The sequence below is a fragment of the Loktanella salsilacus genome (assembly GCF_900114485.1).
GTDB classification, from domain to species: domain Bacteria; phylum Pseudomonadota; class Alphaproteobacteria; order Rhodobacterales; family Rhodobacteraceae; genus Loktanella; species Loktanella salsilacus.
In genome coordinates this window covers 17,408-42,663 of the sequence record NZ_FOTF01000007.1, presented here as the reverse complement: position 1 = coordinate 42,663, position 25,256 = coordinate 17,408, and the positions used below count along the sequence as shown (strand labels likewise).

The window sequence follows — 25,256 nt, the reverse complement described above, 5'->3', positions numbered from 1 at the left end:
ATGCGCGCCCTGATCCAGCGGGTCACTCAGGCCAGTGTTGCCATCGACGGTGATACCGTCGGGGCCATTGGTCCCGGCCTGCTGATCCTGATCTGCGCGATGGCGGATGATGCCCCGGACGCCCCGGCGAAAATGGCCGCCAAGATCGCAAAGCTGCGCATCTTTAAGGATGACGCTGGTAAGATGAACCTGTCCCTGCTGGACACGCATCGCACCGCGCTGATCGTGTCGCAGTTCACGCTGGCCGGCGACACAAGCCGTGGCAACCGCCCCGGCTTTTCCAGCGCCGCCCGCCCAGAAGAAGGCCGCGCTGCGTATGAAGCGTTCATCGCTGAGGTCCAAAAGCTGGGTATCACCACACAAACCGGGCAGTTTGGCGCGGATATGGCGGTGAACCTGACCAATGATGGGCCGATTACCCTGTGGATTGACATCTAGCAGGCATTGCCAGCGCACCCCGAAATTGGCAAGGTAAGCTGACCAATTTGCGAAGGTAGCGCCCATGCCCGTCATCACAACCATCGACGATCTGAAACAGATGCACCGCCGCCGGGCGCCAAAGATGTTCTTTGACTACTGCGAAAGCGGCAGCTGGACCGAACAAACCTTCCGCGAAAATACCTCTGACTTTGACAAACTGCGCCTGCGTCAGCGCATCGCTGTCGATATGTCCAACCGCACGCTGGCCAGCACGATGATTGGCCGCGACGTGGCCATGCCCGTCGCCCTTGCCCCTGTTGGCATGACCGGGATGCAATGCGCCGATGGCGAAATCAAAGCCGCCCGCGCCGCGCTGAAATTCGGCGTGCCCTACACCCTTTCAACCATGTCGATCTGTTCCATCGAAGACGTCGCCAAGGCCACAAAGGCCCCCTTCTGGTTTCAGCTTTACGTCATGCGCGATGAAGAATTCGTTGATAACATCATCAACCGCGCCAAACACGCAGGCTGCGACGCACTGGTGCTGACGCTGGATCTGCAACTGCTTGGCCAGCGGCACAAGGACCTGAAAAACGGCCTGTCTGCCCCGCCGAAACTGACGCCTAAAACGATTCTGAACATTGCGACCAAGTGGTCTTGGGGGTTGGAGATGCTGCAAACCAAGAACCGCAGCTTTGGCAATATCGTCGGCCACGCAAAATCGGCGACCGATATGTCGTCCCTGTCGTCTTGGACCGCCGAACAGTTCGAGCCCAAGCTTGATTGGGGCATGATCGCGCGCCTCAAGGAAAAATGGGGCGGCAAGCTGATTCTTAAGGGTATCCTTGATGTCGAGGACGCGAAAAAGGCCGTCGCCGTCGGCTGCGACGCCATTGTCGTGTCCAACCACGGCGGCCGCCAGCTGGACGGCGCACTGTCCGCGATCCGCATGCTGCCCGCCATCGTCGCGGCGGTCGGCACCCAGACCGAAGTGCTGATGGACAGCGGTATCCGGTCCGGTCAGGACATCCTGAAGGCCCGCGCGCTGGGGGCCCACGGCGTCATGATCGGCCGCGCTTACATCTATGGCCTTGGCGCGATGGGCGAAGCAGGCGTGACGAAATCGCTGGAAATCTTGGCCCGCGAAATGGATCTGACCATGGCCCTGTGCGGCAAGCGCGACATCGCCGATGTCGACCGCGACGTACTGCTTGTGCCAAAGGACTTTGAAGGCGACTGGGCCTAACGCCTCCCATCATCTTGCCAGATACACTCCCGCCGGAGGCACCGACCCCGCACCCGGCACCACCGCCAGCCACGGGGCGCACATTTTAATATACGCACCCTCTTTCAAAACAGACCAAGGAACGCTATAGGCGCGACTTCATCGGACCGCACACCCTTGGAGGGCGGTCCCACTACATTTGGAGAATACCAATGGCTGACAAGATCCCTGATCTGCACGCCGAGGTCCGCGCGGGGACAGGCAAGGGGGCCGCCCGCACAGCCCGTCGTAACGGAATGGTTCCTGGCGTTGTTTATGGTGGCGGTGTTGACCCCGTTGCCCTGCAACTGGACTTTAACAAGCTGCTGACGCGTCTGCGTAAGGGCCGCTTCATGTCCACGCTGTTCAACCTGAAGGTTGAAGGCCACGACGACGTCCGCGTCATCTGCCGCGGCGTTCAGCGCCACGTTGTGAAAGACCTGCCAACGCACATCGACTTTATGCGCCTTAAGCGTACAAGCCGCGTGAACATCTTCCTTCCTGTTGAGTTCATCAACGAAGAAGAGTGCAAGGCGCTGAAATCCGGTGGCGGCACGCTGACCGTGGTTCGCAACGAAGTCGAGATGAACGTCCTGGCCGGTGAAATCCCCGACCACCTGACGATCGACCTGGCTGGCCGTGCGATGGGCGATACCATCCACTTCAGCGACGTACAGCTTCCCGAAGGCGCAAAGCCGGTCATCTCTGACCGTGACTTCGTCATCGCCAACATTGCAGCACCTAAGACGATGACTGCCGATGATGAAGATGATGTCGCAGCTGACGAAGTTCCAGCGACCGAAGTCGACGGCGAATAAGACGACCGAACGGGGGCCCTGCGGGGCCCCTTTTCACATCTGGCCCCTTTTCCATGCGCCGCGCGCGGGTTAACGATGGGTCATGAAAATACTTGTTGGTCTTGGTAATCCCGGTTCGCAATATGCGGGCCACCGTCATAACATCGGGTTCATGGCGATGGACCGGATCGCGTCCGATCACGGCTTTGGCCCGTGGCGCGCAAAATTCAACGGCGATGTGTCCGAAGGCCGGCTTGGCGCGGACAAGGTGCTGCTGCTGAAACCCACCACATTCATGAACGATTCGGGACGATCGGTTCAGGCTGCCTGCGCCTTTCATAAGGTCGCGCCTGCCGATGTGATCGTGTTCCACGATGAACTGGACCTTGCGCCTAGCAAGGTGCGGCTGAAAACAGGCGGCGGTCATGCGGGGCACAACGGGCTGCGGTCGATCCATGCGCATCTGGGGCCGGAATACGACCGCGTGCGCCTTGGCATTGGGCATCCGGGGCACAAGGACCGGGTCGCGGGCTATGTGCTGCACGACTTTGCCAAAGCGGATCAGGAATGGCTGGACGACGTGATGCGCGGCATATCTGACGGCATCGGGCAGTTGATCGACGGGCACGGCGACAAATTCCTGAATGCGATTGCCCTGCGCGCCGCGCCGCCCCGGTCTTCGACGACAAAGCCCGGCAAAGCCCCCGCCTCTGCCCCTGCGTCCAGCCCCGCCCCATCCGAAGCCGCACCACAAGAAGACACCCGCAGCGCACTGGAGCGTTTGAAAGACCGTTTCCGATGATGCCTGAGGCCATCGCCGCGTCGTCCATCGATCAGGCGGTGCATTGTGCAAACATGGAATCGCCCTTTATGGCGCGGCTGTGCACTTTGTTGACCCAGCGCGATTGGCCTGAAGGCCAGATCCGAACCCGCATCTTTCACTGGCTGGGTGACACGGGCGCAAAAGGGCAAAGCGTGCCGCTGCGCTTGTGCGGTGCGCTGCATGCCCTTCGGCTGAACGGGGATGACGCCTTGATGCTGGCCTATCCGCCCCATGACGTCAGCGATGATGCGCTTTGGCAGGCCGTTAGCGCGGCGCTGGTGGAACACGCGGCCTTTATCGACCGCTTTATCGACAATGCGCCGCAAACCAACGAGGTGCGCCGCGCTGCGGGCATCATCGCCGCACTGCACTGGCTGCACGCACGTCATCCGTTACCTGTGAGACTGACAGAGCTTGGGGCCAGCGCCGGGTTGAACCTGATGTGCGACCGCTTTGCCCTGTCGCTGCCGGATATGCGCTATGGACCGGATGATGCCGCGCTGACGTTGTCGCCGACATGGACCGGGCCTGTGCCGCCCCGCACTGCGCCTGTTGTTGTGGACCGCCTTGGTGTCGATCTAAACCCGCTGCACCCGCAAAACCCAGATGACGCCCTACGCTTGCAAGCCTACCTGTGGGCGGATCAACCGCATAGGCTGGACATGACCCGCGCTGCCATGGCAATTGCGGGCGCGCCTGTCATGAAAGGCGATGCCATCGACGGGCTGACGCCCCGCCTGCCCCATGTGCGGGGCCAATTGCACCTGATCTATCACACGATTACATGGCAATATTTCCCCGCTGACCGCCAAGCCCTAGGCCGCGCCCGCATCGAGGCCGCCGGAGCAAGCGCGACCGATGACACCCCGCTGGCATGGCTGGGGATGGAGGCGGACGGCACTGACGCCCCCGGTGCTGCACTGACCTTGCGCCTGTGGCCGGGGAATGTGACCGTACAGCTGGCGCGGGTCGATTTTCACGGACGCTGGATTGACTGGATCGCCCCAGACTGACGCCGCCCGCCATAACGTTAGGATACCGCATGGAAAAAGACCCCTCTTTCAACGTTCTTGGCAGCACGTTGCAGACCTGCTCGACCGCGCCCATGACAGGGTTCTTTCGGAACGGGGCCTGCGACACCTGCGCTGCCGATCAAGGCAGCCACACGGTCTGCGCCGTGATGACGGCAGAGTTTCTGGCGTTCTCAAAATACCTAGGCAACGATCTGACCACACCGCGGCCAGAGTTCGGCTTTGCCGGCCTAAACCCAGGAAGCAGTTGGTGCCTGTGCGCCAGCCGCTTTTTGCAAGCCCATGACGAAGGCTGCGCGCCGCAGGTGAACTTGTACGCAACCCACGTCCGCGCCTTGGAAATCGTGCCCATCGATGTGCTGCGGCTGTATGCGGTATCCCTGTGATCCGCGCCGTTTCCCTTGCGCTGCTGCTGCCGACCGTTGTCTTCGCGCAAGACGCGTCCCCTATCCGCGGCGCAGATCAGGCGCGGCTGGATGCTTTTAACGCAACCGCCGGATCGGCGCTACTGCAGGCCTTTGCGGGTGGCGGCTTAGGTGATGTGGACCTGCTACAAGAAGTCCTGTCAGGCACCGCTTTGGCACCGCTGGCCACCAGCCTGCCCGGCGACTGGACGTGCCGCACGCTGAAGCTGGGCGGGGACCTGAGCGCGCTTGTCACCTATGCACCGTTCGACTGCATAATCACCGCAGACGGCGCTGCCTTTGTCATTGATAAGACAAGCGGCTCTCAACGCCTAATGGGGCAGATTACACTGGTTGATGGTGCGATGATCCTGACAGGTACCGGCTATGTCACGGATACCGCGCCCCTGCCCTATGCCGATCTGCCGCCAGAGAATACCAGCGACGGCACCCTCTGGCCCGTCGTCGGTATCGTCACCCAGCCAGAGCCGGACCGGATTCGCATCCTGATGCCGCAGCCCTTACTGGAATCTGATCTGGATATTTTGGACCTACGCCGCAAACCAGCGCCAGAGGCACCAGAAGAAGCAGCCGCCACTGATGAGGCGGACGTCGTCCCAATCCCGGACGACGCCCCTATTGAGTGACCCGCTAAGGTCAGATTTTCATATCAAACCCAAGGTGCTTGGCGACGGTAAAGATGTCTTTGTCGCCGCGCCCACACATGTTCATCACCAGCAGGTGATCCTTGGGCAGGGTCGGTGCGATCTTCATCACATGGGCCAGCGCGTGCGACGGCTCTAGCGCGGGAATGATGCCTTCTAGCGCGCAGGACAGCTGGAACGCCTCAAGCGCCTCAACATCCGTGATGGACACATATTGTGCGCGGCCGATGTCATGCAGCCAAGCATGCTCTGGCCCGATGCCGGGATAATCAAGGCCGGCCGAGATGCTGAACCCTTCAAGGATCTGGCCGTCATCGTCCTGCAGCAGATAGGTGCGGTTGCCGTGCAGAACGCCGGGGCGCCCGCCGGTCAAGGACGCACAATGCTCCATCTTGGCATTCACGCCTTTGCCGCCAGCCTCGACCCCGATGATGTTCACCGATTTGTCGTCAAGAAAGGGAAAGAACAGTCCCATGGCGTTCGACCCGCCACCGATCGCAGCAATCAGCGTGTCAGGCAAACGGCCCTCAGCAGCGTGCATCTGTTCGCGGGTTTCCTTGCCGATGATGGCCTGAAAATCGCGGACCATCGCAGGATAAGGGTGCGGGCCAGCCACAGTGCCGATGCAATAAAAGGTGTCGCGCACGTTGGTCACCCAGTCGCGCAGCGCGTCGTTCATCGCGTCCTTCAACGTGCCACGACCAGAGGTCACGGGCACGACTTCCGCCCCCAGTAGGCGCATGCGGAACACGTTGGGGGCCTGACGTTCAACGTCGTGGGCACCCATGTAAACAACACACTTCAGACCAAACTTGGCGCAGACCGTCGCGGTGGCCACGCCGTGCTGCCCTGCCCCGGTTTCAGCGATGATCCGGGTTTTGCCCATGCGGCGTGCCAGAATGATCTGGCCCAGCACGTTGTTGATCTTATGCGCGCCGGTGTGGTTCAGCTCGTCGCGCTTCATATAGACCTTGGCACCGCCCAGATGGTCGGTAAGCCGTTCGGCAAAGTAGAGCGGGCTGGGACGACCAACGTAGTGGGTCCACAGATCGTTCATCTCGGCCCAGAAACTGTCGTCCGTCTTGGCCTTTTCGTACTCTTCCTCAAGGCTCAGGATCAGCGGCATCAATGTCTCTGACACGAAACGCCCGCCGAAATCGCCAAAACGACCCTTTTCGTCGGGCCCATTCATAAAGCTGTTGAAAAGATCTTCAGGCATGGCCCATCCCCCGTAAAATTGTTGAGCTAGCAGTAAACCCGTGCGCGCCAAGGGTAAAGCGGGCAGCACGCCGCAGGGTTAGACGCTGCGCACCGCCGCGCAGAAATCGCGGATCATATCGGCATCTTTGACGCCCGGGCTGCTTTCGACGCCAGATGACACATCGACTTGCGGCGCACCGGTCAGACGGATCGCCTCTGCCACGTTGGACGGACGCAGACCGCCGGCCAACATCCAAGGCACAGACCAGCTGCGCCCTTGCAGCAAACGCCAGTCAAAGGTCAGGCCATTGCCGCCGGGCAACACAGCTGTTTTCGGCGGCTTAGCGTCGACCAAGATTTCTTCGCAGACGGCCATGTAGGCGTCGAGCGCCTCCAAGTCTTCTGCGTCGCCGATGCCGACAGCCTTCATCACAGGCACACCGGTGCGGGTGCGAATCTCTGCCACGCGGTCCGGCGATTCGTGGCCGTGCAGTTGCAACAGGTCTACGGGCACGCGGGCTAGCAAGGTATCAAGCGCCTCGTCCGTCGGGTTCACGGTCAGCGCGACCTTGCGCACGCCCAAAGGGACGGTCAGCGCAAGTTCAGCTGCGGCATCTAACGTCAGGTGGCGCGGGGATTTTTCAAAGAAAACCAAACCGATATCATCGGCACCGCAGGCCACGGCTGTTGCGACGTCCTGCGGAGTCCGCAGGCCGCAAATCTTGATACGCGTTGTCATACCTTAGGCAGTCTGCCGCTTGGGTGCGTCCAACAGGGCAAGCACATCGTCACCCTTTTTCGGGCTGGCGCTGACTGACCGTAGCTGGGCGACTTCGGCGCGCAGACGCTCAATCTCGCGCGCACGGGCGCGGGCTTCAACGCGTTCGGGGTATTCGCGAATCCATTCCCAGACCAGCCCCAGCAGCAGACCAGCACCGACGGCCAGAAAGATCACGATGAACAGCGGCAGCGTGATTTGCGGGGAAATGCCAAACAGGTTGGCAAAGGCAGTCGGCATCGCCTGCAAGGTCGTCGCGTCGCGGTTCGCAAGCCCAACAAGGATCAGAACCACGGCCACAATGGCCCAAAAGACGTATTTCAGGGTTTTCATCCGGTCGCGATCCTTATTTTTTTTCTAAAGCAGCGCGTTACGCGCCGTTCAGACGGTCGCGCAGCAACTTACCTGTTTTGAAGAATGGCACATGCTTCTCGTCGACTTCAACCGCTTCCCCCGTCCGCGGGTTCCGTCCGGTACGACCATCACGCTTTTTCACCGAAAATGCGCCGAAGCCCCGCAGTTCAACCCGGTCACCTTGGACTAGGGCACCTGTGATCTCTTCAAAGATCGTGGTTACGATGCGTTCGACGTCACGTTGGAACAGATGTGGGTTCTGTTCAGCAATCTTTTGAATAAGTTCCGAGCGAATCATGTGTCACCTCGCAGGCACAAACAGCTAAAATTGGCAGACCTGCCATATGCTTGACCATAGACCGGATGCCCCAGTCAAGAAATAGCCCGCATACACGTAAAGGTGTAAAAATTCTTGGTTTTCCGGCAAGAACCGGCCGATCAGCCCCGCAAAACCCAACCCGACTTTGGTCGCGGGGCAATTGCGCGCCCGCGCGGCGGGCCTATTCGAGCAGCGATTCGGGTTATGGAAATTGAAAAGGCCCCGCCGGATCAACCGGCGGGGCCTTCTTATTTCAGATCGTCAGGTGACGGTCCGGGTTTAGTTGTCGCCTTTCAGCGCTGCACCCAGGATATCGCCCAGCGACGCGCCGGAGTCGGAGGAACCATACTGATCGATGGCCTCTTTCTCTTCTGCGATCTCGCGTGCCTTGATCGACAGGCCCAGCTTGCGGGTCTTGGAGTCGATGTTGGTGACGCGCACGTCGATCTTGTCGCCAGCACCGAAACGCTCAGGGCGCTGCTCGGCACGGTCACGGGACAGGTCAGAGCGACGGATGAAGGATTTCATGCCCTCATACTCGACCTCGATGCCGCCGTCTTCGATCTTGGTGACCTCAACGGTGATGATCGAACCGCGCTTCACGCCGCCAATGGCGTCGGCAAACGGGTCAGCGTCCAGAGCTTTGATCGAGAGCGAGATACGCTCTTTCTCGACGTCAACTTCGGAAACCTTGGCTTTGACGATGTCGCCCTTGCGGAAGTCACCGATGATATCTTCACCGCGACCATCCCATGACAGGTCGGACAGGTGAACCATGCCGTCGATGTCGCCTTCAAGGCCAACGAACAGACCGAATTCGGTGATGTTCTTGACTTCGCCTTCGACTTCAGTGCCCTCGGGGTGGGTTTCTGCAAACACTTCCCATGGGTTACGCTGAGTCTGCTTAAGGCCAAGGGAAACGCGACGCTTGGCAGAGTCGATTTCCAGCACCATGACTTCGACTTCTTGCGAGGTCGACACGATCTTGCCGGGGTGCACGTTCTTCTTGGTCCAAGACATTTCGGACACGTGAACCAGACCTTCAACGCCTGGCTCCAGCTCCACGAATGCGCCGTAGTCCGTGATGTTGGTCACGCGGCCAGTGTGGTTGGAATCAAGTGTGTACTTGGCTTCGACTGCATCCCACGGATCGGCCTGCAGCTGCTTCATGCCAAGGCTGATACGGTGAGTTTCTTTGTTGATCTTGATGACTTGCACCTTGATCGTCTCGCCGATCGACAGGATCTCGGACGGGTGGTTGACCCGGCGCCAAGCCATATCGGTGACGTGCAGCAGACCATCAACGCCGCCCAGATCAACGAACGCACCGTATTCGGTGATGTTCTTGACCACGCCGTCAACTTCCTGACCTTCGGTCAGGTTGCCGATGACTTCAGCACGCTGCTCTGCACGGGATTCCTCGAGGATCGCACGGCGCGACACAACGATGTTGCCCCGGCGGCGGTCCATCTTCAGGATTTGGAAAGGCTGCTTCAAACCCATCAGCGGGCCAGCGTCGCGCACGGGGCGGACGTCAACCTGAGAGCCGGGCAAGAAGGCAACAGCGCCGCCGAGGTCGACAGTAAAGCCACCCTTCACGCGGCCAAAGATCGCGCCATCGACACGCTCTTCGTCAGCATAAGCTTTTTCCAGACGGTCCCACGCTTCTTCGCGGCGAGCCATTTCACGCGAAATGACGGCTTCGCCACGGGCGTTTTCCACCTGGCGCAGGAACACTTCGACTTCGTCGCCAACCTTCAGGTTGGGTTCTTCGCCGGGTTCTGCAAATTCTTTAAGATCGATGCGGCCTTCCATCTTGTAGCCGACGTCGATGATGGCCTGACCGGCTTCGATCGCGATGACCTTGCCTTTGACGACCGAGCCCTCTGCGGGCGTATCAATTTCGAAGCTTTCGTTCAGAAGGGCTTCGAATTCTTCCATGCTTGTGTTGCTTGCCATGTGGCGCTGATTTCCTAATCTTGTGTTTTTATACGGGCCGTGCGGTTGTCTCCGCCGGTCTTTGGATTGCGGTTTGGCCGGTGCGGCGAGTCGAACATAAAACAACAGGGCCGGTGTGATACCGACCCTGCTCGAGTCTCATGCCCGCACCTGTCTCGATGCTTCGGCCCGCCCCATATACAGCGCGGACCGTTTTATCGCAAGCCCTAGGGCTGGGCATGCGAGATTAGGCCACGTGTGTGAACAGAACCTTTGGATCGCGGCGCACCTTGGCTTGACCGTTCAGCCAGTCGCCTTCGGCAGCGCGGTAGCCCAGCGGCAAAATGCAGACGGATTTCAATCCCTTGGCACGCAGGCCGAGGATTTCGTCAAACTTGGCAGGCTCGAAGCCTTCCATTGGGGTGGTGTCAACCTTCTGCTCTGCTGCGGCGACCATTGCCACGCCAAGCGCGATATAGGCCTGACGCGCGGCATGCTGAAAGTTCACCTCGGCGTCGCGGCCAACGTAGTTGCCCTTTAGGTTCTTGTAGTATTCCTTGATGTTGTCGCTCACGCCGCCACGCGCTTCGCCGGTCTCATCGCGGACCATGTCGATGCGTTCTGCGGTGTAATTATCCCAGGCCGCGAACACGAGGACATGGCTGCCGTCGACCAGCTGCTGCTGACCGTATGCGGCCTCGGACAGCTTGGCGCGGGTGTCTTTGTTAGTGACAACGAAGACTTCGAATGGCTGCAGACCGCTAGAGGTCGGGGCCAGACGCAGGGCGTCAAGGATTGCCTGCACCTTGTCTTCGGAAACGGATTTGCCTGCGTCCATTTTCTTGGTGGCATAGCGCCAGTTCAGATCATCAATCAGCATGGGAGCTCTCTTTCGTGATGCGGCGGCGTCCACATCGGACGACCTGTCCTCTGTCAGATAGGGCATTCCAAACGGGTCCGCAGCATCCCGCTTTGCACATGGTCTGTGCAGCGCTGCACTGGGTGTGGCGCGTCCCGCGAACGGAAGATCGGGGTGAGAGGTGGATTGCGGGGGCCAGCCCCCGCGCCCCCGAGGTATTTTCAACCAGAAGAAGGGGGACGTGAAACTAGGCGCGCTTTGCGGTGACGATGGTGATGGCCTGGGCCAGCGCCTCTGCGGCGGTCATGGACGTGGTGTCGATCAAGGTTGCGTCGGCGGCGGCAATCAAGGGGGCCTCTGCCCGGTTTTGGTCGCGGTCGTCGCGGGCGCGCACTTCGTCAAGGATCGCGGCAAGGTCGGTTTGCACACCCTTGGCGGTCAGTTCGGCAAAGCGCCGGTCGGCGCGGATTTCCGCGCTGGCGGTGACGAAGAGTTTCACGTCCGCGTCAGGGCAAATCACCGTGCCAATGTCGCGCCCGTCCAGCACCGCACCGCCGTCCCGGCGGGCAAAGCTGCGCTGAAAGGCTACGAGTGCGGCGCGCACGTCGGGGATAACCGCAACGCGGCTGGCGGCCTCTGCCACAGCTTGTGTGCGCAGGGTGTCCGCATTCAGGTCGGATGGATCAAGGGCCTGCGCGACCGCGACCGGATCACCGCCCGCAATCACGCCAGCGCCGACGGCGCGGTAAAGCAGCCCGGTGTCTAGATAAGCAAAGCCAAAATGCGCGGACAGGGCTTGGGCGAGCGTTCCTTTGCCGGCAGCGGCGGGGCCGTCGATGGCGATGGTGAAGCTCATCCGTTCGCCCGGCTGACCTGCGCGCCGAGTTGCGCCATCAGCGGTTCAAATATCGGGAAGGACGTGGTGATCGGGCTGCCGTCATCAACGCTCATTGGCTTTTGCGACGCCATGCCCATGACCATAAAGGCCATCGCGATCCGGTGGTCAAGACGGCTTTCGACCGTGGCCCCGCCGGGCACATTGCCAGCGCCAAGGCCCGTAACCTGCCACCAGTCGTCGCCTTCGGCCACGTCGATGCCAGCGGCGCGCAGGCCCTTGGCCATCGCGTCGATGCGGTCGCTTTCTTTGACGCGCAGTTCCCGCACGCCCTGCATATCGGTGACGCCCGTGGCAAAACACGCCACGACGGACAGCACAGGGTATTCGTCAATCATGCTGGCCGCCCGGGCAGGCGGGACGCTGATGCCCTTCATATCGGGCGAATAGCGGGCACGCAGGTCGGCGACAGGCTCGCCGCCCTCGATGCGCTCGTTCTCATAGGTCAGGTCGGCACCCATTTCGCGCAGAGTGGTGAACAGACCCGCCCGCGTTGGGTTCAGGCCGATCCCGGGCACCAGCACATCAGAGCCTGGCACGATCAGCGCCGCGCACACCGGAAAGGCCGCGCTGCTGGGATCGCGCGGCACGGCGATTTGCTGCGGCTGCAGCTCTGGCTGGCCTTGCAGGGTGATGACGCGGCCCTCGTCTGTGTCCTCGACGTCAATCTCGGCACCGAAGCCGGCAAGCATCCGTTCGGTATGATCGCGCGTGGCTTCTTTTTCGATCACGACCGTCTGGCCGGGGGCGTTCAGGCCGGCCAGCAGCACGGCGGATTTCACCTGCGCCGAAGGCACCGGCACGACGTAGCGCACAGGCACCGGGTCTGCGGCACCAACAAGGGTCATCGGCAGACGCCCGCCTTCGCGGCCCACGGCGCGGGTGCCGAACAAGGCAAGCGGATCGGTCACGCGGCCCATGGGGCGGCTGCACAGGGATGCATCCCCGGTAAATATCGCGGTGATGCCGGTGGTCGCCATCGCGCCCATGATCAGACGCACGCCAGTGCCGGAATTCCCGCAGTCGATGACGCCCGCAGGTTCGGCAAAGCCGCCAACGCCGACGCCCTGCACCGACCATTCGCCGCCGCCGTGGTCCGTGACCGTCGCGCCAAAGGCCCGCATCGCCTTTGCCGTATCCAGCACGTCATCGCCTTCGAGCAGGCCGGTGATGCGCGTTTCGCCCACGCACATCGCGCCAAGGATCAGCGAGCGATGAGAGATCGACTTGTCCCCCGGCACTTCGGCCACGCCGGTCAGCGGCCCGCAAGCGCGAGAGGTCATTGGAACGGGGGTGCCATGGCCGGACATAGGGGCTTCCTTTGCAAATTCGGCCCCTGCTTAGCCCAGCCGCCGATCCGGGTCGAGGGGTGCCAGATCAACGAATGCCTGGGATGGCGGGCGGGGCGCCTTGGCCCCGCAGGGCCAACAGGGCCGGACGGCGTCAGGCCGGTTTGCGGAATGTCAGGTAATGGGGATCGCGCTCTTCGCGCAGCGCTTTCTGTTCGTAACGCGTTGACACCCAGTCATCCCAAGGCGTGTTCATACCGTCCGGCAGCGCCGTTTCCAGCACAAAGCCCGCCTTTGGCACCTCTTCCAGCGTCTGGCGCACGTAGTCGGGAATATCCGTCGCCACGCGGAACTCCGCGCCGGGTTTCAGCACGCGAAACAGCGGCTCCAGATGCTCTGCCGTCACGAAACGGCGGCGGTGGTGGCGGGCTTTGGGCCATGGGTCGGGGTAGTTTAAAAACGCTTTGGATATTGCGGCGTCAGGCATCACGTCGAACAGATCGCGCACGTCGCCGGGATGCACCTTTAGGTTTTCCACGTCAGCCTTGCGGATCTTGCCCAGCAGCATCGCCACGCCGTTAATAAACGGCTCGCAGCCGATCAGGCCAATCTCGGGATAGCGCTCTGCCATGGCGACCAGATGTTCGCCGCCGCCAAAGCCGATTTCCAGCCAGATATCCTTGCTGTCAAAGATCGCGGCAGGGTCCAGCTTTACCCGGTCCGGGTTGATGTCCCAGTCAATCGGCCCCGGCGACAACGCGTCCAGGTCGTTTTCAAGGTAATCCTTCTGGCTCGCACGGATGGTCTTGCCCCGGAAGCGGCCATAGAAATTGCGCCATGGGGCGCCCGATGGGTGTCTATCTTCAGTCATGGCCGCAGGCTTTAGACGAGCCCGACCGCGCCCGCAACCGCTGCCGAGATGCAAAAAGGGCGGACCACTGGCCCGCCCCTTTCCGCTGTCACATCAGTCAGCGTTTAGACAGCGCGCTTGAGCGCATCAGCCAGATCAGTGCGTTCCCAGCTAAAACCGCCGTCCGCCTCTGGCGCGCGGCCAAAGTGGCCGTAGGCCGCGGTGCGGGCATAGATCGGGCGGTTCAGGCCCAAATGGGTGCGGATGCCCTGCGGGGTCAGGTCCATCGTGGCGCGGATCGCTTTTTCGACAGCAGCCGGATCGACTTCGCCCGTGTCATGCAGATCGACATAGACCGACAGGGGCTGCGCGATGCCGATGGCATAGGACAGCTGCAATGTGCACTTTTCGGCCATGCCGGACGCGACGACGTTCTTGGCCAGATAGCGCGCCACATAAGCGGCAGAGCGGTCAACCTTGGTTGGATCCTTGCCAGAGAACGCGCCGCCGCCATGCGGGGCCGCACCGCCGTAGGTATCCACGATGATCTTGCGTCCGGTCAGGCCGGCGTCGCCGTCGGGGCCGCCGATGACGAAAATGCCAGTCGGGTTGACCCACCATTCGGTCTTGTCGGTAATCAGACCCTCTGGCAGAACTTCGTGGAAATACGGCTCGATGATCGCGCGAATATCGGCGCTGGTCTGGCTTTCGTCGGAATGCTGGGTGGACAGCACAATCGACGTGACCTCCACCGGCTTGCCATCGACATAGCGCATCGAGATTTGGCTTTTCGCATCGGGGCGCAGCGTGGGCTGTTCGCCGGATTTGCGCACTTCTGCAAGGCGGCGCAGCACGGCATGGGCGTACTGGATCGGGGCTGGCATCAGCTCTGGTGTCTCGCGCGTGGCAAAGCCGAACATGATGCCCTGATCGCCCGCGCCTTCGGGCTTATCGTCCGAGGCATCGACGCCCTGTGCGATATGCGCCGACTGCTCGTGCAGCAGGTTCGTGATCTCGCAGGTGGCGTGGTGGAACTTGTCCTGCTCGTAGCCGATATCCTTGATCGCAGCGCGTGCGATGTCAGGAACGCCAGCCAGAAACGCTTGTGTTTTATCTATGGTGCTCAGACCGACTTCGCCGCCGATCACAACGCGGTTGGTGGTGGCAAAGGTTTCGCAGGCGACGCGGGCCTCGGGCTCTTCGGTTAAGAACGCATCAAGGATGCTGTCGGAAATACGGTCGCAGACCTTGTCAGGGTGTCCCTCTGACACGGATTCAGAGGTGAAAATGTAATCTTGGCGTGCCATGGGACGTGCTCCATTTAAAATTACCCCGCCACGTCAGGAAGCCGTTGTGGCAGGTCATCCGCTTCGTTAAGCAGACAACCCCGCAGGGTCAACGCAAATCGCCCCGCCTCTTGCGGTGGTGCAAGGCCGCGGCGATCAGGCTCAACAACACCAAAATCATGACCGGCACATCACCCCAACGCACGTAGGGCGTTGCAGCGCGCGCCGCAGGTAGCGGTGCATCAACATAGCCCGCTGTATCCAGCGGGATCATCGCGGTGATGCGACCATATGCATCAATCATCGCACTGATCCCTGTATTGGCAGAGCGTACCATTGGTAGCCCTTGTTCAATTGCGCGCAGCCGGGCCTGCATCAAATGCTGCGTCGGCCCTGCCCCTTTGCCGAACCACGCGTCATTGGTGATCAGCAGCAGCAGGCGCGGCCGTTCGGCTGTCGCGATCTCTTCGGCAAAGATGCCTTCATAGCAAATCAGTGCCCGCGCAAGGCCGATGCCCGGCAAATCGATCAAAGGCTGCGGCACCGTGCCGCTGGCAAAGCCGCCCCCATCTGACGTGGCAAGCCCGTGGATGCCGAACCGCTTTAATGTCTCACCAAAGGGAACGTATTCGCCAAAGGGCACCAAATGCGCCTTGTCATAGGTCTGCACCACCTGCCCCATCCGGCCAAGCACGATCAGCGCGTTATAATAAAGCCCGCCTTGACTGCGATTGATGCCGGTGACCAGCGGCACACCCATGGCGGCCTCTGATATCGCCTCCAGCTCTGGCTGGGCATAATCCATCAGGACAGGCACGGCGGTTTCGGGCCAGACGATCAGATCAGGGCGCGGGCCTGCTTGGGTATAGCTGATCATGCGGCGCAAAAAGGTCAGGTTGCGTTCGGGGTCCCACTTTTCCTCTTGCGGGGCATTGGGTTGCACGATGCGGATGTTGGGGGCATTTGCGTCGATCACCGTGGCAGGCGGCAGCAACAGCGGCACCGCAGCCAGTGCGATGACGAAGGGCACAGCGCCAAGCCAAAGTTTGCGTGCCAACCAAACTAGACCCGCCGCCACACCAAGCGTCAGCAGCGTCAACAGATGCGGGCCGCCATAGGATGCAAGCTGTGCCCAAGGCGTCGGGATCAGCACATGACCGATCAGAGCCCAAGGGAAGCCGGTGAACAGATAGCTGCGCACCGCCTCGACCAGCGTCAGCGACAACACCAGCGCGGACAGTCGTCCCGGTGCGATCACGCGCGCAAAGCATGTCCCCGCAACCCAGAACAGCGCCGCCCCCAGCGCCATCAGCGTGACAGCCAACGGCGCGGCCCAGCCCCACGTGCCCGCGTCGACCAAGAACGGATCGACCAGCCAGCGCAGGGTCAGGCCGAAATAGCCAAGCCCTATGAGCAGCGCCCCGCGCCCCGCCGCCCGCATAGTCGGGGCAGAGGTCAGCACCGCCAGCACCAACGCCCAGCCCGGCACGGCAACAAACCACCAGTCCAGCGGCGCCATGCCAAGGGCGATAACCAGCCCAAGGGCAAGCAAAGCCGCAACGCGCGGCCAGCGGCCAAGCAGCCACAGCCGGTCTGTCAGGATCGTCACATCAGCCCCGCATCAGGCCTGCGGCATGCGCACGCGCAGCCGCTTAATCCGGCGCGGATCGGCGTCCAGCACTTCGAACTCTGGCCCGTCAGGGTGGCGGATCACTTCGCCGCGTACCGGCACATGGCCGGATAGCATCATGACAAGGCCGCCAAGGCTGTCGATTTCCTCTTCGTCGATGTCATCGTGATCGGTCAGGTTCATCCCGATCTCGGCCTCGAAATCCTCCAGCGCGGTCTTGGCCTGCGCGATATAGACGCCGGGGCTTTCTAGGCTGAAGCTTTTCACCTCGTCCACGTCATGCTCGTCCTCGATCGCGCCGACGACCTGTTCCAGCAAGTCCTCGATCGTGACCAAGCCGTCAGTGCCGCCGTATTCGTCGATCACAAGCGCCATATGGGTGCGGTCGGCTTGCATTTTGGTCAGTAGAATACCCAGCGGCATGGACGGCGGCACAAACAACAAAGGCCGCAGCAAAGCGCGCAGATCAAAGGCGATGGCATCGCCGTTAAAGCCGTATTTCAGCGCAAAATCCTTGAGGTTCACAAACCCCAGCGGCGTATCAAGCGTTCCGTCATAGACAGGCAGCCGCGTCAGGCCGCTTTCGCGGAAGGTCGCGACAAGGTCTTCCTTGGTCGTGGTGACAGATGTGGCGATGATGTCGGCCTTTGGGATCGAGACATCTTCGACCCGCATCCGGCGCAGATTTAGCATACCCGGCACGGTCAAGGTCGGCGCAGTGGACCTTGCACCTTCGCTTTCCTCATCCTCGCCGTCGCCGTTTGGCGAAAGGGCGTCAAACAGCCTGCTAAAGAAATTGCCGCGCTGTTCATCGCTTTGTTGTTCGTCTGCCTGCTCAGGCTGCGCGCTTTGCGCTGCCTCCAAAGACCCGTCGTCGGTATCGCCCATCGTCTCCCTGCCTATCTGGTGCCTTGCGGCGTTATTCACGGTATGGATCATCTAGACCCATCTTGCCAAGTATCTGCGTCTCCAACCCCTCCATCAGGGTGGCGTCTTCGTCGCGTTCGTGATCGAAACCCAGCAAATGCAGCGTTGCATGCACGATCAGATGCGTCACATGCTCTGTCATCGGCTTGCCCGCGGCCTGCGCTTCGGCTTCGCAGGTCTGATAGGCAATCGCAATGTCGCCCAGTTCGGGGTCAGTGGGATCTGGGGCGGCCGGCATTTCGCCCGCCAGATCCACGCCGCGTTCATCCGATGGCCATGACAGCACATTTGTCGGGGTCGGTTTGCCGCGAAAATCAGCGTTCAGCGCAGCGATGCGGTCATCGTCGCAGCCCATCAGGCTGATCTCCCAAGCTTCTGGATCAAGGCCAAGTTCGGCCAAGGCCGCATCCGATGCGGCCAGCGCAAGCGCTTCCAAATCCAGCGCATCCCAACGCGGGTCTTCATTCAGGCAATCAATCGTCATGTATTGTGTCCCGTGACGGCAAGCTGACCGGCGCCCGTGCCGGCCCAAAGCTGTCATCCAGCATTCCGCTTAGATCGTCACGCTCTATCTGCTGCACCATCGCGCGAAGCTGTCGCACCGCGTCGAGGCGTTTCAGCACCGTATCCGCCCAAAGGTTGGCGGTTTCCGCATCCGTGCGCCTAATTTCGGCATAGGCCTTTTGCGTATCAGCGGCCAGTTTTGCGATCTCGCCGTCAAGCTTGGTGTTTTCCTTGCCCGGCTGATCCAGCCAAGCGCGCACCCGGCCCAGCGCCGATTGCGTGGCTTGATCCAGTTCCGTCATCACGGTGGACCCGCCCGGCAAGGGCATCGCGGCAATCGCGCCCAGCATTTGCCCGAGCTGCGTACGCAAGGACTGACGCAATTCGGGCGCATCGGCCCCGTCAAAGACGCGGCCTGCGGGCAATTCGCCCCGGCGGTACGCGACAAAGGTTTCCGCGACCGTGCGTGCTACCCGGTCTGCCGCCGCGCCGCGAAACCCCGTGACCAACATGATAAAGCCTTGTTCGGAATAGGCCCAAGGCCGCCCGCGCCGCCCGCCATGCGCACTTGAAATCACATTTTGTGATTTCAAGTTGGCCCATTCATCGGCGGTCAGTTGAAAGGCATAATCGTCCAAAAACCGCCCCGCATTGCGCTGGCGGCTTTGGTTCACCGCCCCTGTCGTGCGATCAAAGATCGCAGCGACATCAGCGTCCAGAATGACGGGCTGGCCGCGCAGGTGAAAGATCGCCTGCCGCACGCCAGCCACAAGGTCATGGCTCATCCGGTCTTTTCCGCGTCCGCCTCGTAGGCTTCGATGATCCGCGCAACCAGCGGGTGCCGCACCACGTCCTTAGAGGTGAAGTAGTTAAAGCTGATCTTGGGGATATTCTTCAGCAGACGCTCTGCTTCCCACAGACCGGAATTCACACCGCGCGGCAGGTCGATCTGCGTGCGGTCGCCCGTGATCGCCATGCGCGACCCTTCGCCCAGACGGGTCAGGAACATCTTCATCTGCATGGTCGTGGCGTTCTGCGCCTCGTCCAGCACCACAGCGGCATTGGCCAGCGTGCGGCCGCGCATAAAGGCCAGCGGCGCGATCTCGATCCGCTTTTCCTCGATCAGTTTGGCGACCTGCTTGGACGGAAAGAAATCGTTCAGGGCGTCATACAGCGGCTGCATGTAAGGATCGATCTTGTCCTTCATGTCGCCCGGCAAATAGCCCAGCTTTTCCCCCGCCTCGACCGCGGGGCGCGACAGGATGATCCGGTCAACATTGCCGCTGATGAAATGGTTCACCGCGACGGCGACGGCCAAATAGGTCTTGCCCGTGCCCGCAGGCCCGATGCCAAAACACAGCTCGTTTTCGAACAGCGACCGGACATAGGCTTTTTGTGCCTCGGTCCGCGGCTCGACCAGCTTTTTGCGGGTCTTGATTTCCACCCGGTCGGCCAGTTCGCCTTTGAACAGCTCTGGCTGGTCGCCGTTGGTGATGGACATGTCAGGGTGCATCCGCAATTCGCGGTCGATATCGCCCGGCTCCAGCGTTTTGCCGGATTCCAACCGCTCGTACAGCGATTTTAGGATATCTAGCGCATCATGGCGCGGGGCTTCGGCGCCGACCACCTCTAGCCGGTTACCCCGGCGCAGGATTTGCACGCCAAGCGCGCTTTCGATCGCAGTCAGATTGCGATCGAACTGGCCGCACAAGTCGATCAGCAAAAAGTTGTCGGGAAATTCCAGAACGGATTCCGAAACGTCGGCAGCGGTGGGGGTCAGAACGCCAGAGGGCAATCGTATCTCCTGATACAGAGTGTCTATGATTATCGTTGCAAGGCTGAACGCCGGCCGCAAGTCATTGGTCGCACCGGAAACGAAAAAAGGCCGCAGCGTGTGCTGCGGCCTTTGAAATGCTTATGATGCAAGCAAATTACAAGAAGTCCGGGATCGGAGATCCGGCCTTGAATGGGCCAACGGCGGTGTTCGGCGGCGCAACGCCGGAACAGACCGGCAGACCATCGGGCGTCAGACGCTCTGACAGGTAGCCTTCGACGCCGTCATCGATGATCCAGTGATCGCAGCCTTCTGGGTCAACCCAGACGCCAGCAACCAGCGTGGACAGGTGGTGCGCGTTCACGCCGCCGTCGATGGATTTATCAGGACCGATTTGGCGAATACCTTCGCCGCCTTCGCAAGCTGCAAGCGCGCCGCCTATGGCCAAAAGCCCGATGAGTTTCATGATTTTCATATCAGGGCTTCCTTTCAGCGGATGCAGTAGATTTCGACGCGGCGGTTTTCTTGCATCCCGGCAGCGGAGTTGTTGTCGGCGCGTGGCTGGCGTTCGCCAAGGCCCCGGACGTCCACAACGCGGCCACCAACGGACTGCGCAACACCGGCAACAGCGTTAGCGCGGTTGGCAGACAGACGCATGTTGTATTCGTCAGATGCACGGCCATCGGTGTGACCGTAGATCATGAAACCAAAGGCGTTCGCCGTCTGGAAAAAGTTCTGCAAGGTCGCACGGCCAGCCGCGCTGATCGCATACTTGTCCGTTGCGAACAGCTGATCTGTCGGGACCACGCCGCAAATTTCAGAGCGGTGGCACACGGCGCTGCCGTCACGGCGGCGGTGCGGCGACATGAAGCCTTCGGAACCATCGTCCATCGCCCAATGCTCGCAGCCATCGGGATCGATCCAAATGGTGGGGACGTACTTTTCGGAACGGTTGACCTGCTGGGCAGATGCGCCCCCGGCGACAACTGTCAGCGCCAGAACGCCCGCAAGCGCGGCCTTTGCAAATTGGGTCGGGGTGGTTGCCACGGCGAATACCTCTTTATTGAAACAGCGCATACCATCATGGGTATGGATAAGTTTCTTTAACACACAATGGACGCAGTTTTAGCAAGATCAGCGGACATTGAAAGCGGAATTCACAACATATTGTGTCGCAGGCGGCAACAGTGGGTTGCCACAACTGACATTCCTTAACAAAACGTTAACGCTCTCGGGCATTGGCACTTTTCAGCGCACAAGCTCTCCGCCCAAAGAATTCGTGCCCGCGACGGTGATTCTAACCTGCCGCACCTGCCCCAGCACATCGGCGGGCGCGTCCGCGTAAACCGCATGCAGGTAATCAGATTTTCCAATCATCTGCCCGTCAATCCGGCCCGGCTTTTCAAACAGCACGCCCACGGTGCGGCCCACCATGTCGTCCTGAATCTTGCGCTGCTGCTGCGTCAACAAGGCCTGCAGGCGGGATAGACGCTCTGCCATGACGTCCTCTGGCATCTGCGGCTTTTCGGCCGCCGGGGTGCCGGGACGGGTGGAGTATTTGAACGAATACGCCTGCCCAAATTCGACCTTGCGGATCAGCTCTAGCGTCGCCTCGAAATCCTCTTCCGTCTCGCCGGGGAAGCCGACGATAAAGTCAGAGGACAGCATGATATCAGGCCGTGCTGCGCGGATGCGGTCGACCAGTTTCAGATAACTTTCCGCCGTATGCTTGCGGTTCATCGCCTTCAGGATGCGGTCAGAGCCGGACTGCACGGGCAAATGCAAGTAGGGCATCAGCTTGTCGCAGGTGCCATGCGCTTCGATCAAGGCGTCATCCATGTCGTTGGGATGGCTTGTGGTAAAACGGATCCGCTTTAGCCCATCAATGGCGGACAAATCCCAGATCAGACCGGCCAGGCCGGCGTCATGACCGTGATAGGCGTTCACATTCTGCCCCAGCAGGGTGATCTCTGCCACGCCAGCGTCGACCAACTCTCGCGCCTCGCGCATGACGCGGTCGGCCGGGCGGCTGACCTCTGACCCGCGGGTATAAGGGACAACGCAGAAGGCGCAGAACTTGTCGCAGCCTTCTTGCACGGTCAGAAACGCAGCTGGCGCGCGCTTCATCTTGGTGCGCGCCTTAAGCGTGTCGAATTTGTCGTCATCAGGGAAATCGGTGTCCAGCGCCTTGGCCCCGCCGCGCACGGCGCGGTCCATCGCGGGCAGACGGTGATAGCTTTGCGGGCCAACCACCAGATCAACCATCGGCGCGCGGCGCATGATCTCTTCGCCCTCGGCCTGCGCGACACAGCCTGCGACACCGATCTTCAGATCAGGGTTCGCGTCCTTTAGCGCCCGCATCCGGCCAAGTTCGGAATAGACCTTTTCCGCTGCCTTTTCACGGATATGGCAGGTGTTCAGCAGGATCATATCCGCATCTTCAGCGCGGTCCGTCGTGACATACCCCTCGCCGCCCAATGCTTCCGTCATACGCTCTGAGTCGTAGACGTTCATCTGGCAACCATAGGTCTTGACGAAAAGCTTGCGTGGCGCGGACATGGGCGGGACCTGACAAAAAGGGACGGCTTCTTCCCTAACGCTTGGGCGGCGGGCTTGCAATGCAGGGCGATTCCGCCGAAGTTGCGCGCGACCTTCTGACCCGGCGCATCCATGACATTTTCCAGCCTGACCGACTTTTTGCAAAACGGCCGCGCGGCGCTGGCCAAAGGGCCGATCGCGATTATCTTGCTAGAGGACAGCGTCGAGGTCGACAGCACCCTGCGCCACTACCTTAAATCTGGGTTCCGGCAGGTCATCGCGATTGGCAAAGCGGATATCGACGTCGCCCCTGACCTTGCTGCGCAAATCACGCGGGTGAACCACGATGCTGCCACGGAAAACACCCTGACCGACGCCGTGAATGGCGTGATCGATGCGGCACCGGGGCAGTGGATTTACTACGGCTACAACACAGAATACCTATTCTTTCCCTTCTGCGAAACGCGCGCTGTCGGCGAAATGCTGGCCTTTTCCGTAGAGGAACGGCGCTTTAGCCTTCTGACCTATGTCGTCGACCTTTATGCCCGCGATCTGGACGCCCACCCGACCGCCGTCAGCCTGCAGGACGCCCATCTGGACAAATCCGGCTACTACGCGCTGGCCCGCAAGGATAAGGACGACGCCTTTCTGGACCGGCAGTTGGATTTCTTTGGCGGCCTGCGCTGGCGGTTCGAAGAACATATTCCCGTCCCCCGCCGCCGCATCGACCGCATATCCTTGTTTAGGGCGCAGTCCGGTCTGCGACTGCGGGACGATCACACATTCAACGACCCGGAATTCAATACCTTTGCCTGCCCGTGGCACAACAGCCTGACCGCGACACTATGCTCTTTTCGCACGGCCAAGGCACTGCGCCGCAACCCCGGGTCCTCTGCGCATATCAAGACATTTCACTGGCACAACTCTGCGCCGTTTGAGTGGCACTCCCAGCAGTTGCTGGACTTAGGCCTGATGGAGCCGGGTCAGTGGTTCTAACGCCGTAGCTTTATGGCTGCGACCCTTGGACTGCGCGACCTACCGACCACCCTCGATCACATGCAACAGCGGTGACCCGCCGGAATTTCCGCGCAGGTAGGCTTGGCTTGCTGTGGAATAGGGCCAATCGGCGGCATGACGCACCAACCCCGCACGCACCGGTGCCTCGTTGATCAAGGCGCGGCACTCCGCCAAATCAGCCTGCGTCAAGATGGGCCGGTCCCAGACCCGCCGCTGCCAGATCGCCATTTTCCGCTCATGGACCTCTTGCTCTGGCACGTGGCGCGCAAAGGTGGACCGGATGGACTGCCAGCGGACGGCATAATTGTCATCCCCCGGCGGCAGGGTCCAAATCACATGCAGCCGGTCCGGCAGCGCGACCGCATCCCCAATATCAAAAGGGTGCCGGATTTGGCACATGCGGGTCGACAGCCGCAGCAATTCAATATGCCGCGTCAACAAATCCGATTCTGGATCAGCCAAGCGGACAGTAAAGAAATATGTGCCGACTCCAGGTAGGACCCGGCGTCCTGAATTTACCATGTCCCAACGTGCCTCGCAAAAGGTTAACGCGCCGTTAACGCTTTGACGAATATCTCAGCTGCGCCGCAGCCGGATGACTACATCGACGGCCACGATCTGGGCGCCGTTCGGAGCTTGCGGCAGGCTGCGGATATCCAGCGCCTCGCGCGGTGCATCGGTCAGCTCGGCGGTGTCTTCCCAATAAAAATGCGGATGATCGCACATATCGGTGTCGAAATAGCTTTTGGCACCGTCGACAGTGATTTCACGCAGCAACCCCGCCGCACAGAACGCACGCAGCGTGTTGTACACGGTGGCAAGCGATACCCGCTCGTCACAAATCGCGGCGGCCGCAAACAACCCCTCGGCGGTGGCGTGACGGTCCATCCCGTCCCCCATCAGCAAGGCGGCCAGCGTCACACGTTGGCGGGTCGGACGCAATCCAACGCCCGCCAGCCATTGGCTTGCGGTGTCGGTCGTGCCGGGCGAAAGGTTGGCAAATTCACTCATGTCCCATTCATATGGGATCAAGGCCCTGCGGATCAACGTCTTTCCCGCATCTGCGCAAGGCTTGCCCTTGCAAAGGCCGTAATGCTAGACGTGGCGCGCAAAATACTAACCTGCAGCCGGCGCAAGATGCGCCCAGACCGGACACGAAGGATCGCCATGGCCGAGTATCCCACCCACTTCGACAAAGACGCCCTTTTGGCCTGCGCACGCGGCGAACTTTTCGGCCCCGGCAATGCCCAACTGCCTGCGCCGCCCATGCTGATGATGGACCGGATCACAGACATCTCTGGCGATGGTGGCGCGCATGGCAAGGGCCACGTGGTCGCTGAATTTGATATCACGCCGGACCTTTGGTTCTTTGACTGCCACTTCCCCGGCAACCCCATTATGCCCGGCTGCCTTGGCCTTGACGGCTTGTGGCAGCTGACAGGCTTCAATCTGGGCTGGCGCGGCTGGCAGGGTCGCGGCTACGCCCTTGGTGTTGGCGAAGTGAAGCTGACCGGCATGGTCCGCCCTGACCGCAAACGCCTGACCTACAAGATCGATTTCACCAAAGCGATCCAGACCCGCCGCCTGACGATGGGCGTCGCTGACGGCATCGTCGAAGCTGACGGCGAAGTCATCTATATCGTCAAGGACATGAAGGTCGCCCTCAGCGAAAGCTGATCGCGACAGCCTTTGGC

Annotated in this window: 29 protein-coding genes and 1 riboswitch; of the genes, 9 read left to right on the top strand and 20 right to left on the bottom strand. The window is 61.0% G+C overall.

From position 1 onward, the window contains the following. The 7 genes from dtd (at position 1) to BM131_RS07630 (ending at position 5,386) form a co-directional block, all read left to right on the top strand. The gene (dtd, locus tag BM131_RS07660; RefSeq protein ID WP_090187901.1) at positions 1-438 is read left to right on the top strand and encodes a D-aminoacyl-tRNA deacylase; all 438 of its coding nucleotides are present in this window, start codon (positions 1-3) and stop codon (positions 436-438) included. A 64-nt stretch (positions 439-502) separates the two neighbouring features. Next, a complete protein-coding gene (locus tag BM131_RS07655; protein ID WP_090187899.1) occupies positions 503-1,666 on the top strand; it encodes an alpha-hydroxy acid oxidase in 1,164 nt (387 codons plus the stop codon). A 191-nt stretch (positions 1,667-1,857) separates the two neighbouring features. Further along, positions 1,858-2,502, top strand: a complete 645-nt coding sequence (locus tag BM131_RS07650) for a 50S ribosomal protein L25/general stress protein Ctc (RefSeq protein ID WP_090187896.1) — start codon at positions 1,858-1,860, stop codon at positions 2,500-2,502. A gap of 82 nt (positions 2,503-2,584) precedes the next feature. Continuing rightward, positions 2,585-3,283 (top strand): aminoacyl-tRNA hydrolase, encoded by a 699-nt coding sequence (gene pth / locus BM131_RS07645; RefSeq protein ID WP_090187894.1) that lies wholly within the window; start codon positions 2,585-2,587, stop codon positions 3,281-3,283. Continuing rightward, positions 3,280-4,317: a DUF2332 domain-containing protein gene (locus BM131_RS07640; protein ID WP_090187891.1), complete on the top strand. Its 1,038-nt coding sequence runs from the start codon at positions 3,280-3,282 to the stop codon at positions 4,315-4,317. The genes pth and BM131_RS07640 overlap by 4 nt, the downstream gene beginning before the upstream one ends. A 29-nt stretch (positions 4,318-4,346) precedes the next feature. Then, positions 4,347-4,721 (top strand): DUF2237 family protein, encoded by a 375-nt coding sequence (locus BM131_RS07635; protein WP_090187889.1) that lies wholly within the window; start codon positions 4,347-4,349, stop codon positions 4,719-4,721. Then, on the top strand, positions 4,718-5,386 hold the full coding sequence (locus tag BM131_RS07630) for a DUF4893 domain-containing protein (RefSeq protein ID WP_175499220.1): 669 nt from the start codon (positions 4,718-4,720) through the stop codon (positions 5,384-5,386). Before BM131_RS07635 ends, BM131_RS07630 begins: the two co-directional genes overlap by 4 nt. 10 nt (positions 5,387-5,396) lie before the next feature. On the opposite strand, the gene trpB is transcribed toward BM131_RS07630, so the two are convergent. The 18 genes from trpB to miaB all read right to left on the bottom strand — a co-directional run bounded on the left by trpB (position 5,397) and on the right by miaB (position 22,566). After that, on the bottom strand, positions 5,397-6,623 hold the full coding sequence (gene trpB / locus BM131_RS07625) for a tryptophan synthase subunit beta (protein ID WP_090187883.1): 1,227 nt from the start codon (positions 6,621-6,623) through the stop codon (positions 5,397-5,399). A 78-nt stretch (positions 6,624-6,701) separates the two neighbouring features. Then, positions 6,702-7,343, bottom strand: a complete 642-nt coding sequence (locus BM131_RS07620; protein ID WP_090187881.1) for a phosphoribosylanthranilate isomerase — start codon at positions 7,341-7,343, stop codon at positions 6,702-6,704. A gap of 3 nt (positions 7,344-7,346) precedes the next feature. Next, positions 7,347-7,715: a lipopolysaccharide assembly protein LapA domain-containing protein gene (locus BM131_RS07615; protein ID WP_090187878.1), complete on the bottom strand. Its 369-nt coding sequence runs from the start codon at positions 7,713-7,715 to the stop codon at positions 7,347-7,349. 37 nt (positions 7,716-7,752) lie between these two features. After that, complete coding sequence (gene ihfB / locus BM131_RS07610) at positions 7,753-8,034, bottom strand: integration host factor subunit beta (RefSeq protein ID WP_090187877.1); 282 nt, start codon at positions 8,032-8,034, stop codon at positions 7,753-7,755. Positions 8,035-8,334: 300 nt separating this feature from the next. Then, positions 8,335-10,014: a 30S ribosomal protein S1 gene (gene rpsA, locus BM131_RS07605; RefSeq protein WP_090187874.1), complete on the bottom strand. Its 1,680-nt coding sequence runs from the start codon at positions 10,012-10,014 to the stop codon at positions 8,335-8,337. 226 nt (positions 10,015-10,240) lie between these two features. Then, complete coding sequence (locus tag BM131_RS07600; RefSeq protein WP_090187871.1) at positions 10,241-10,873, bottom strand: NAD(P)H-dependent oxidoreductase; 633 nt, start codon at positions 10,871-10,873, stop codon at positions 10,241-10,243. 226 nt (positions 10,874-11,099) lie between these two features. Beyond that, positions 11,100-11,708, bottom strand: coding sequence for a (d)CMP kinase (locus BM131_RS07595; RefSeq protein ID WP_090187868.1), 609 nt, complete (start codon positions 11,706-11,708; stop codon positions 11,100-11,102). Then, positions 11,705-13,057, bottom strand: a complete 1,353-nt coding sequence (gene aroA / locus BM131_RS07590; RefSeq protein ID WP_090187866.1) for a 3-phosphoshikimate 1-carboxyvinyltransferase — start codon at positions 13,055-13,057, stop codon at positions 11,705-11,707. Before aroA ends, BM131_RS07595 begins: the two co-directional genes overlap by 4 nt. A gap of 133 nt (positions 13,058-13,190) precedes the next feature. Further along, positions 13,191-13,907: a tRNA (guanosine(46)-N7)-methyltransferase TrmB gene (gene trmB / locus BM131_RS07585; protein ID WP_090187863.1), complete on the bottom strand. Its 717-nt coding sequence runs from the start codon at positions 13,905-13,907 to the stop codon at positions 13,191-13,193. A gap of 104 nt (positions 13,908-14,011) precedes the next feature. Then, a complete protein-coding gene (gene metK / locus BM131_RS07580; protein ID WP_090187861.1) occupies positions 14,012-15,193 on the bottom strand; it encodes a methionine adenosyltransferase in 1,182 nt (393 codons plus the stop codon). 6 nt (positions 15,194-15,199) lie between these two features. Further along, a riboswitch (SAM-SAH riboswitch) is annotated at positions 15,200-15,249 on the bottom strand. A gap of 32 nt (positions 15,250-15,281) precedes the next feature. Then, on the bottom strand, positions 15,282-16,781 hold the full coding sequence (lnt, locus tag BM131_RS07575; protein ID WP_245754173.1) for an apolipoprotein N-acyltransferase: 1,500 nt from the start codon (positions 16,779-16,781) through the stop codon (positions 15,282-15,284). A gap of 12 nt (positions 16,782-16,793) precedes the next feature. Next, positions 16,794-17,690, bottom strand: a complete 897-nt coding sequence (locus BM131_RS07570; protein ID WP_090187858.1) for a hemolysin family protein — start codon at positions 17,688-17,690, stop codon at positions 16,794-16,796. A gap of 31 nt (positions 17,691-17,721) precedes the next feature. Beyond that, on the bottom strand, positions 17,722-18,213 hold the full coding sequence (gene ybeY / locus BM131_RS07565) for an rRNA maturation RNase YbeY (RefSeq protein WP_090187855.1): 492 nt from the start codon (positions 18,211-18,213) through the stop codon (positions 17,722-17,724). Beyond that, entirely contained in the window at positions 18,203-19,018 is an 816-nt protein-coding gene (locus tag BM131_RS07560) for an ORF6N domain-containing protein (protein ID WP_090187853.1), read from the bottom strand. Before BM131_RS07560 ends, ybeY begins: the two co-directional genes overlap by 11 nt. Then, positions 19,015-20,028 carry a PhoH family protein gene (locus tag BM131_RS07555; protein WP_090187850.1) on the bottom strand — a complete coding sequence of 338 codons (1,014 nt, stop codon included), beginning with the start codon at positions 20,026-20,028 and terminating at the stop codon, positions 19,015-19,017. Before BM131_RS07555 ends, BM131_RS07560 begins: the two co-directional genes overlap by 4 nt. A 136-nt stretch (positions 20,029-20,164) precedes the next feature. Then, positions 20,165-20,482 (bottom strand): hypothetical protein, encoded by a 318-nt coding sequence (locus tag BM131_RS07550; RefSeq protein WP_090187847.1) that lies wholly within the window; start codon positions 20,480-20,482, stop codon positions 20,165-20,167. A gap of 14 nt (positions 20,483-20,496) precedes the next feature. Continuing rightward, the gene (locus tag BM131_RS07545; protein WP_425434302.1) at positions 20,497-21,054 is read right to left on the bottom strand and encodes an OmpA family protein; all 558 of its coding nucleotides are present in this window, start codon (positions 21,052-21,054) and stop codon (positions 20,497-20,499) included. A gap of 201 nt (positions 21,055-21,255) precedes the next feature. Next, positions 21,256-22,566: a tRNA (N6-isopentenyl adenosine(37)-C2)-methylthiotransferase MiaB gene (gene miaB, locus BM131_RS07540; RefSeq protein WP_090187842.1), complete on the bottom strand. Its 1,311-nt coding sequence runs from the start codon at positions 22,564-22,566 to the stop codon at positions 21,256-21,258. Positions 22,567-22,677: 111 nt separating this feature from the next. On the opposite strand from miaB, the gene BM131_RS07535 reads away from it, so the two are divergent. Further along, the gene (locus BM131_RS07535; protein ID WP_090187839.1) at positions 22,678-23,541 is read left to right on the top strand and encodes a hypothetical protein; all 864 of its coding nucleotides are present in this window, start codon (positions 22,678-22,680) and stop codon (positions 23,539-23,541) included. Between the two features lie 39 nt (positions 23,542-23,580). Here BM131_RS07535 and BM131_RS07530 read toward each other — a convergent pair whose 3' ends face one another. Both BM131_RS07530 and irrA read right to left on the bottom strand, forming a co-directional pair. Further along, positions 23,581-24,084, bottom strand: a complete 504-nt coding sequence (locus BM131_RS07530; protein ID WP_411723890.1) for an REP-associated tyrosine transposase — start codon at positions 24,082-24,084, stop codon at positions 23,581-23,583. A gap of 54 nt (positions 24,085-24,138) precedes the next feature. Continuing rightward, positions 24,139-24,573 (bottom strand): iron response transcriptional regulator IrrA, encoded by a 435-nt coding sequence (gene irrA, locus BM131_RS07525; RefSeq protein WP_090187834.1) that lies wholly within the window; start codon positions 24,571-24,573, stop codon positions 24,139-24,141. Between the two features lie 156 nt (positions 24,574-24,729). On the opposite strand from irrA, the gene fabA reads away from it, so the two are divergent. Continuing rightward, positions 24,730-25,239, top strand: coding sequence for a bifunctional 3-hydroxydecanoyl-ACP dehydratase/trans-2-decenoyl-ACP isomerase (gene fabA, locus BM131_RS07520; protein WP_090187831.1), 510 nt, complete (start codon positions 24,730-24,732; stop codon positions 25,237-25,239). The last annotated feature ends 17 nt before the right edge of the window (positions 25,240-25,256 follow it).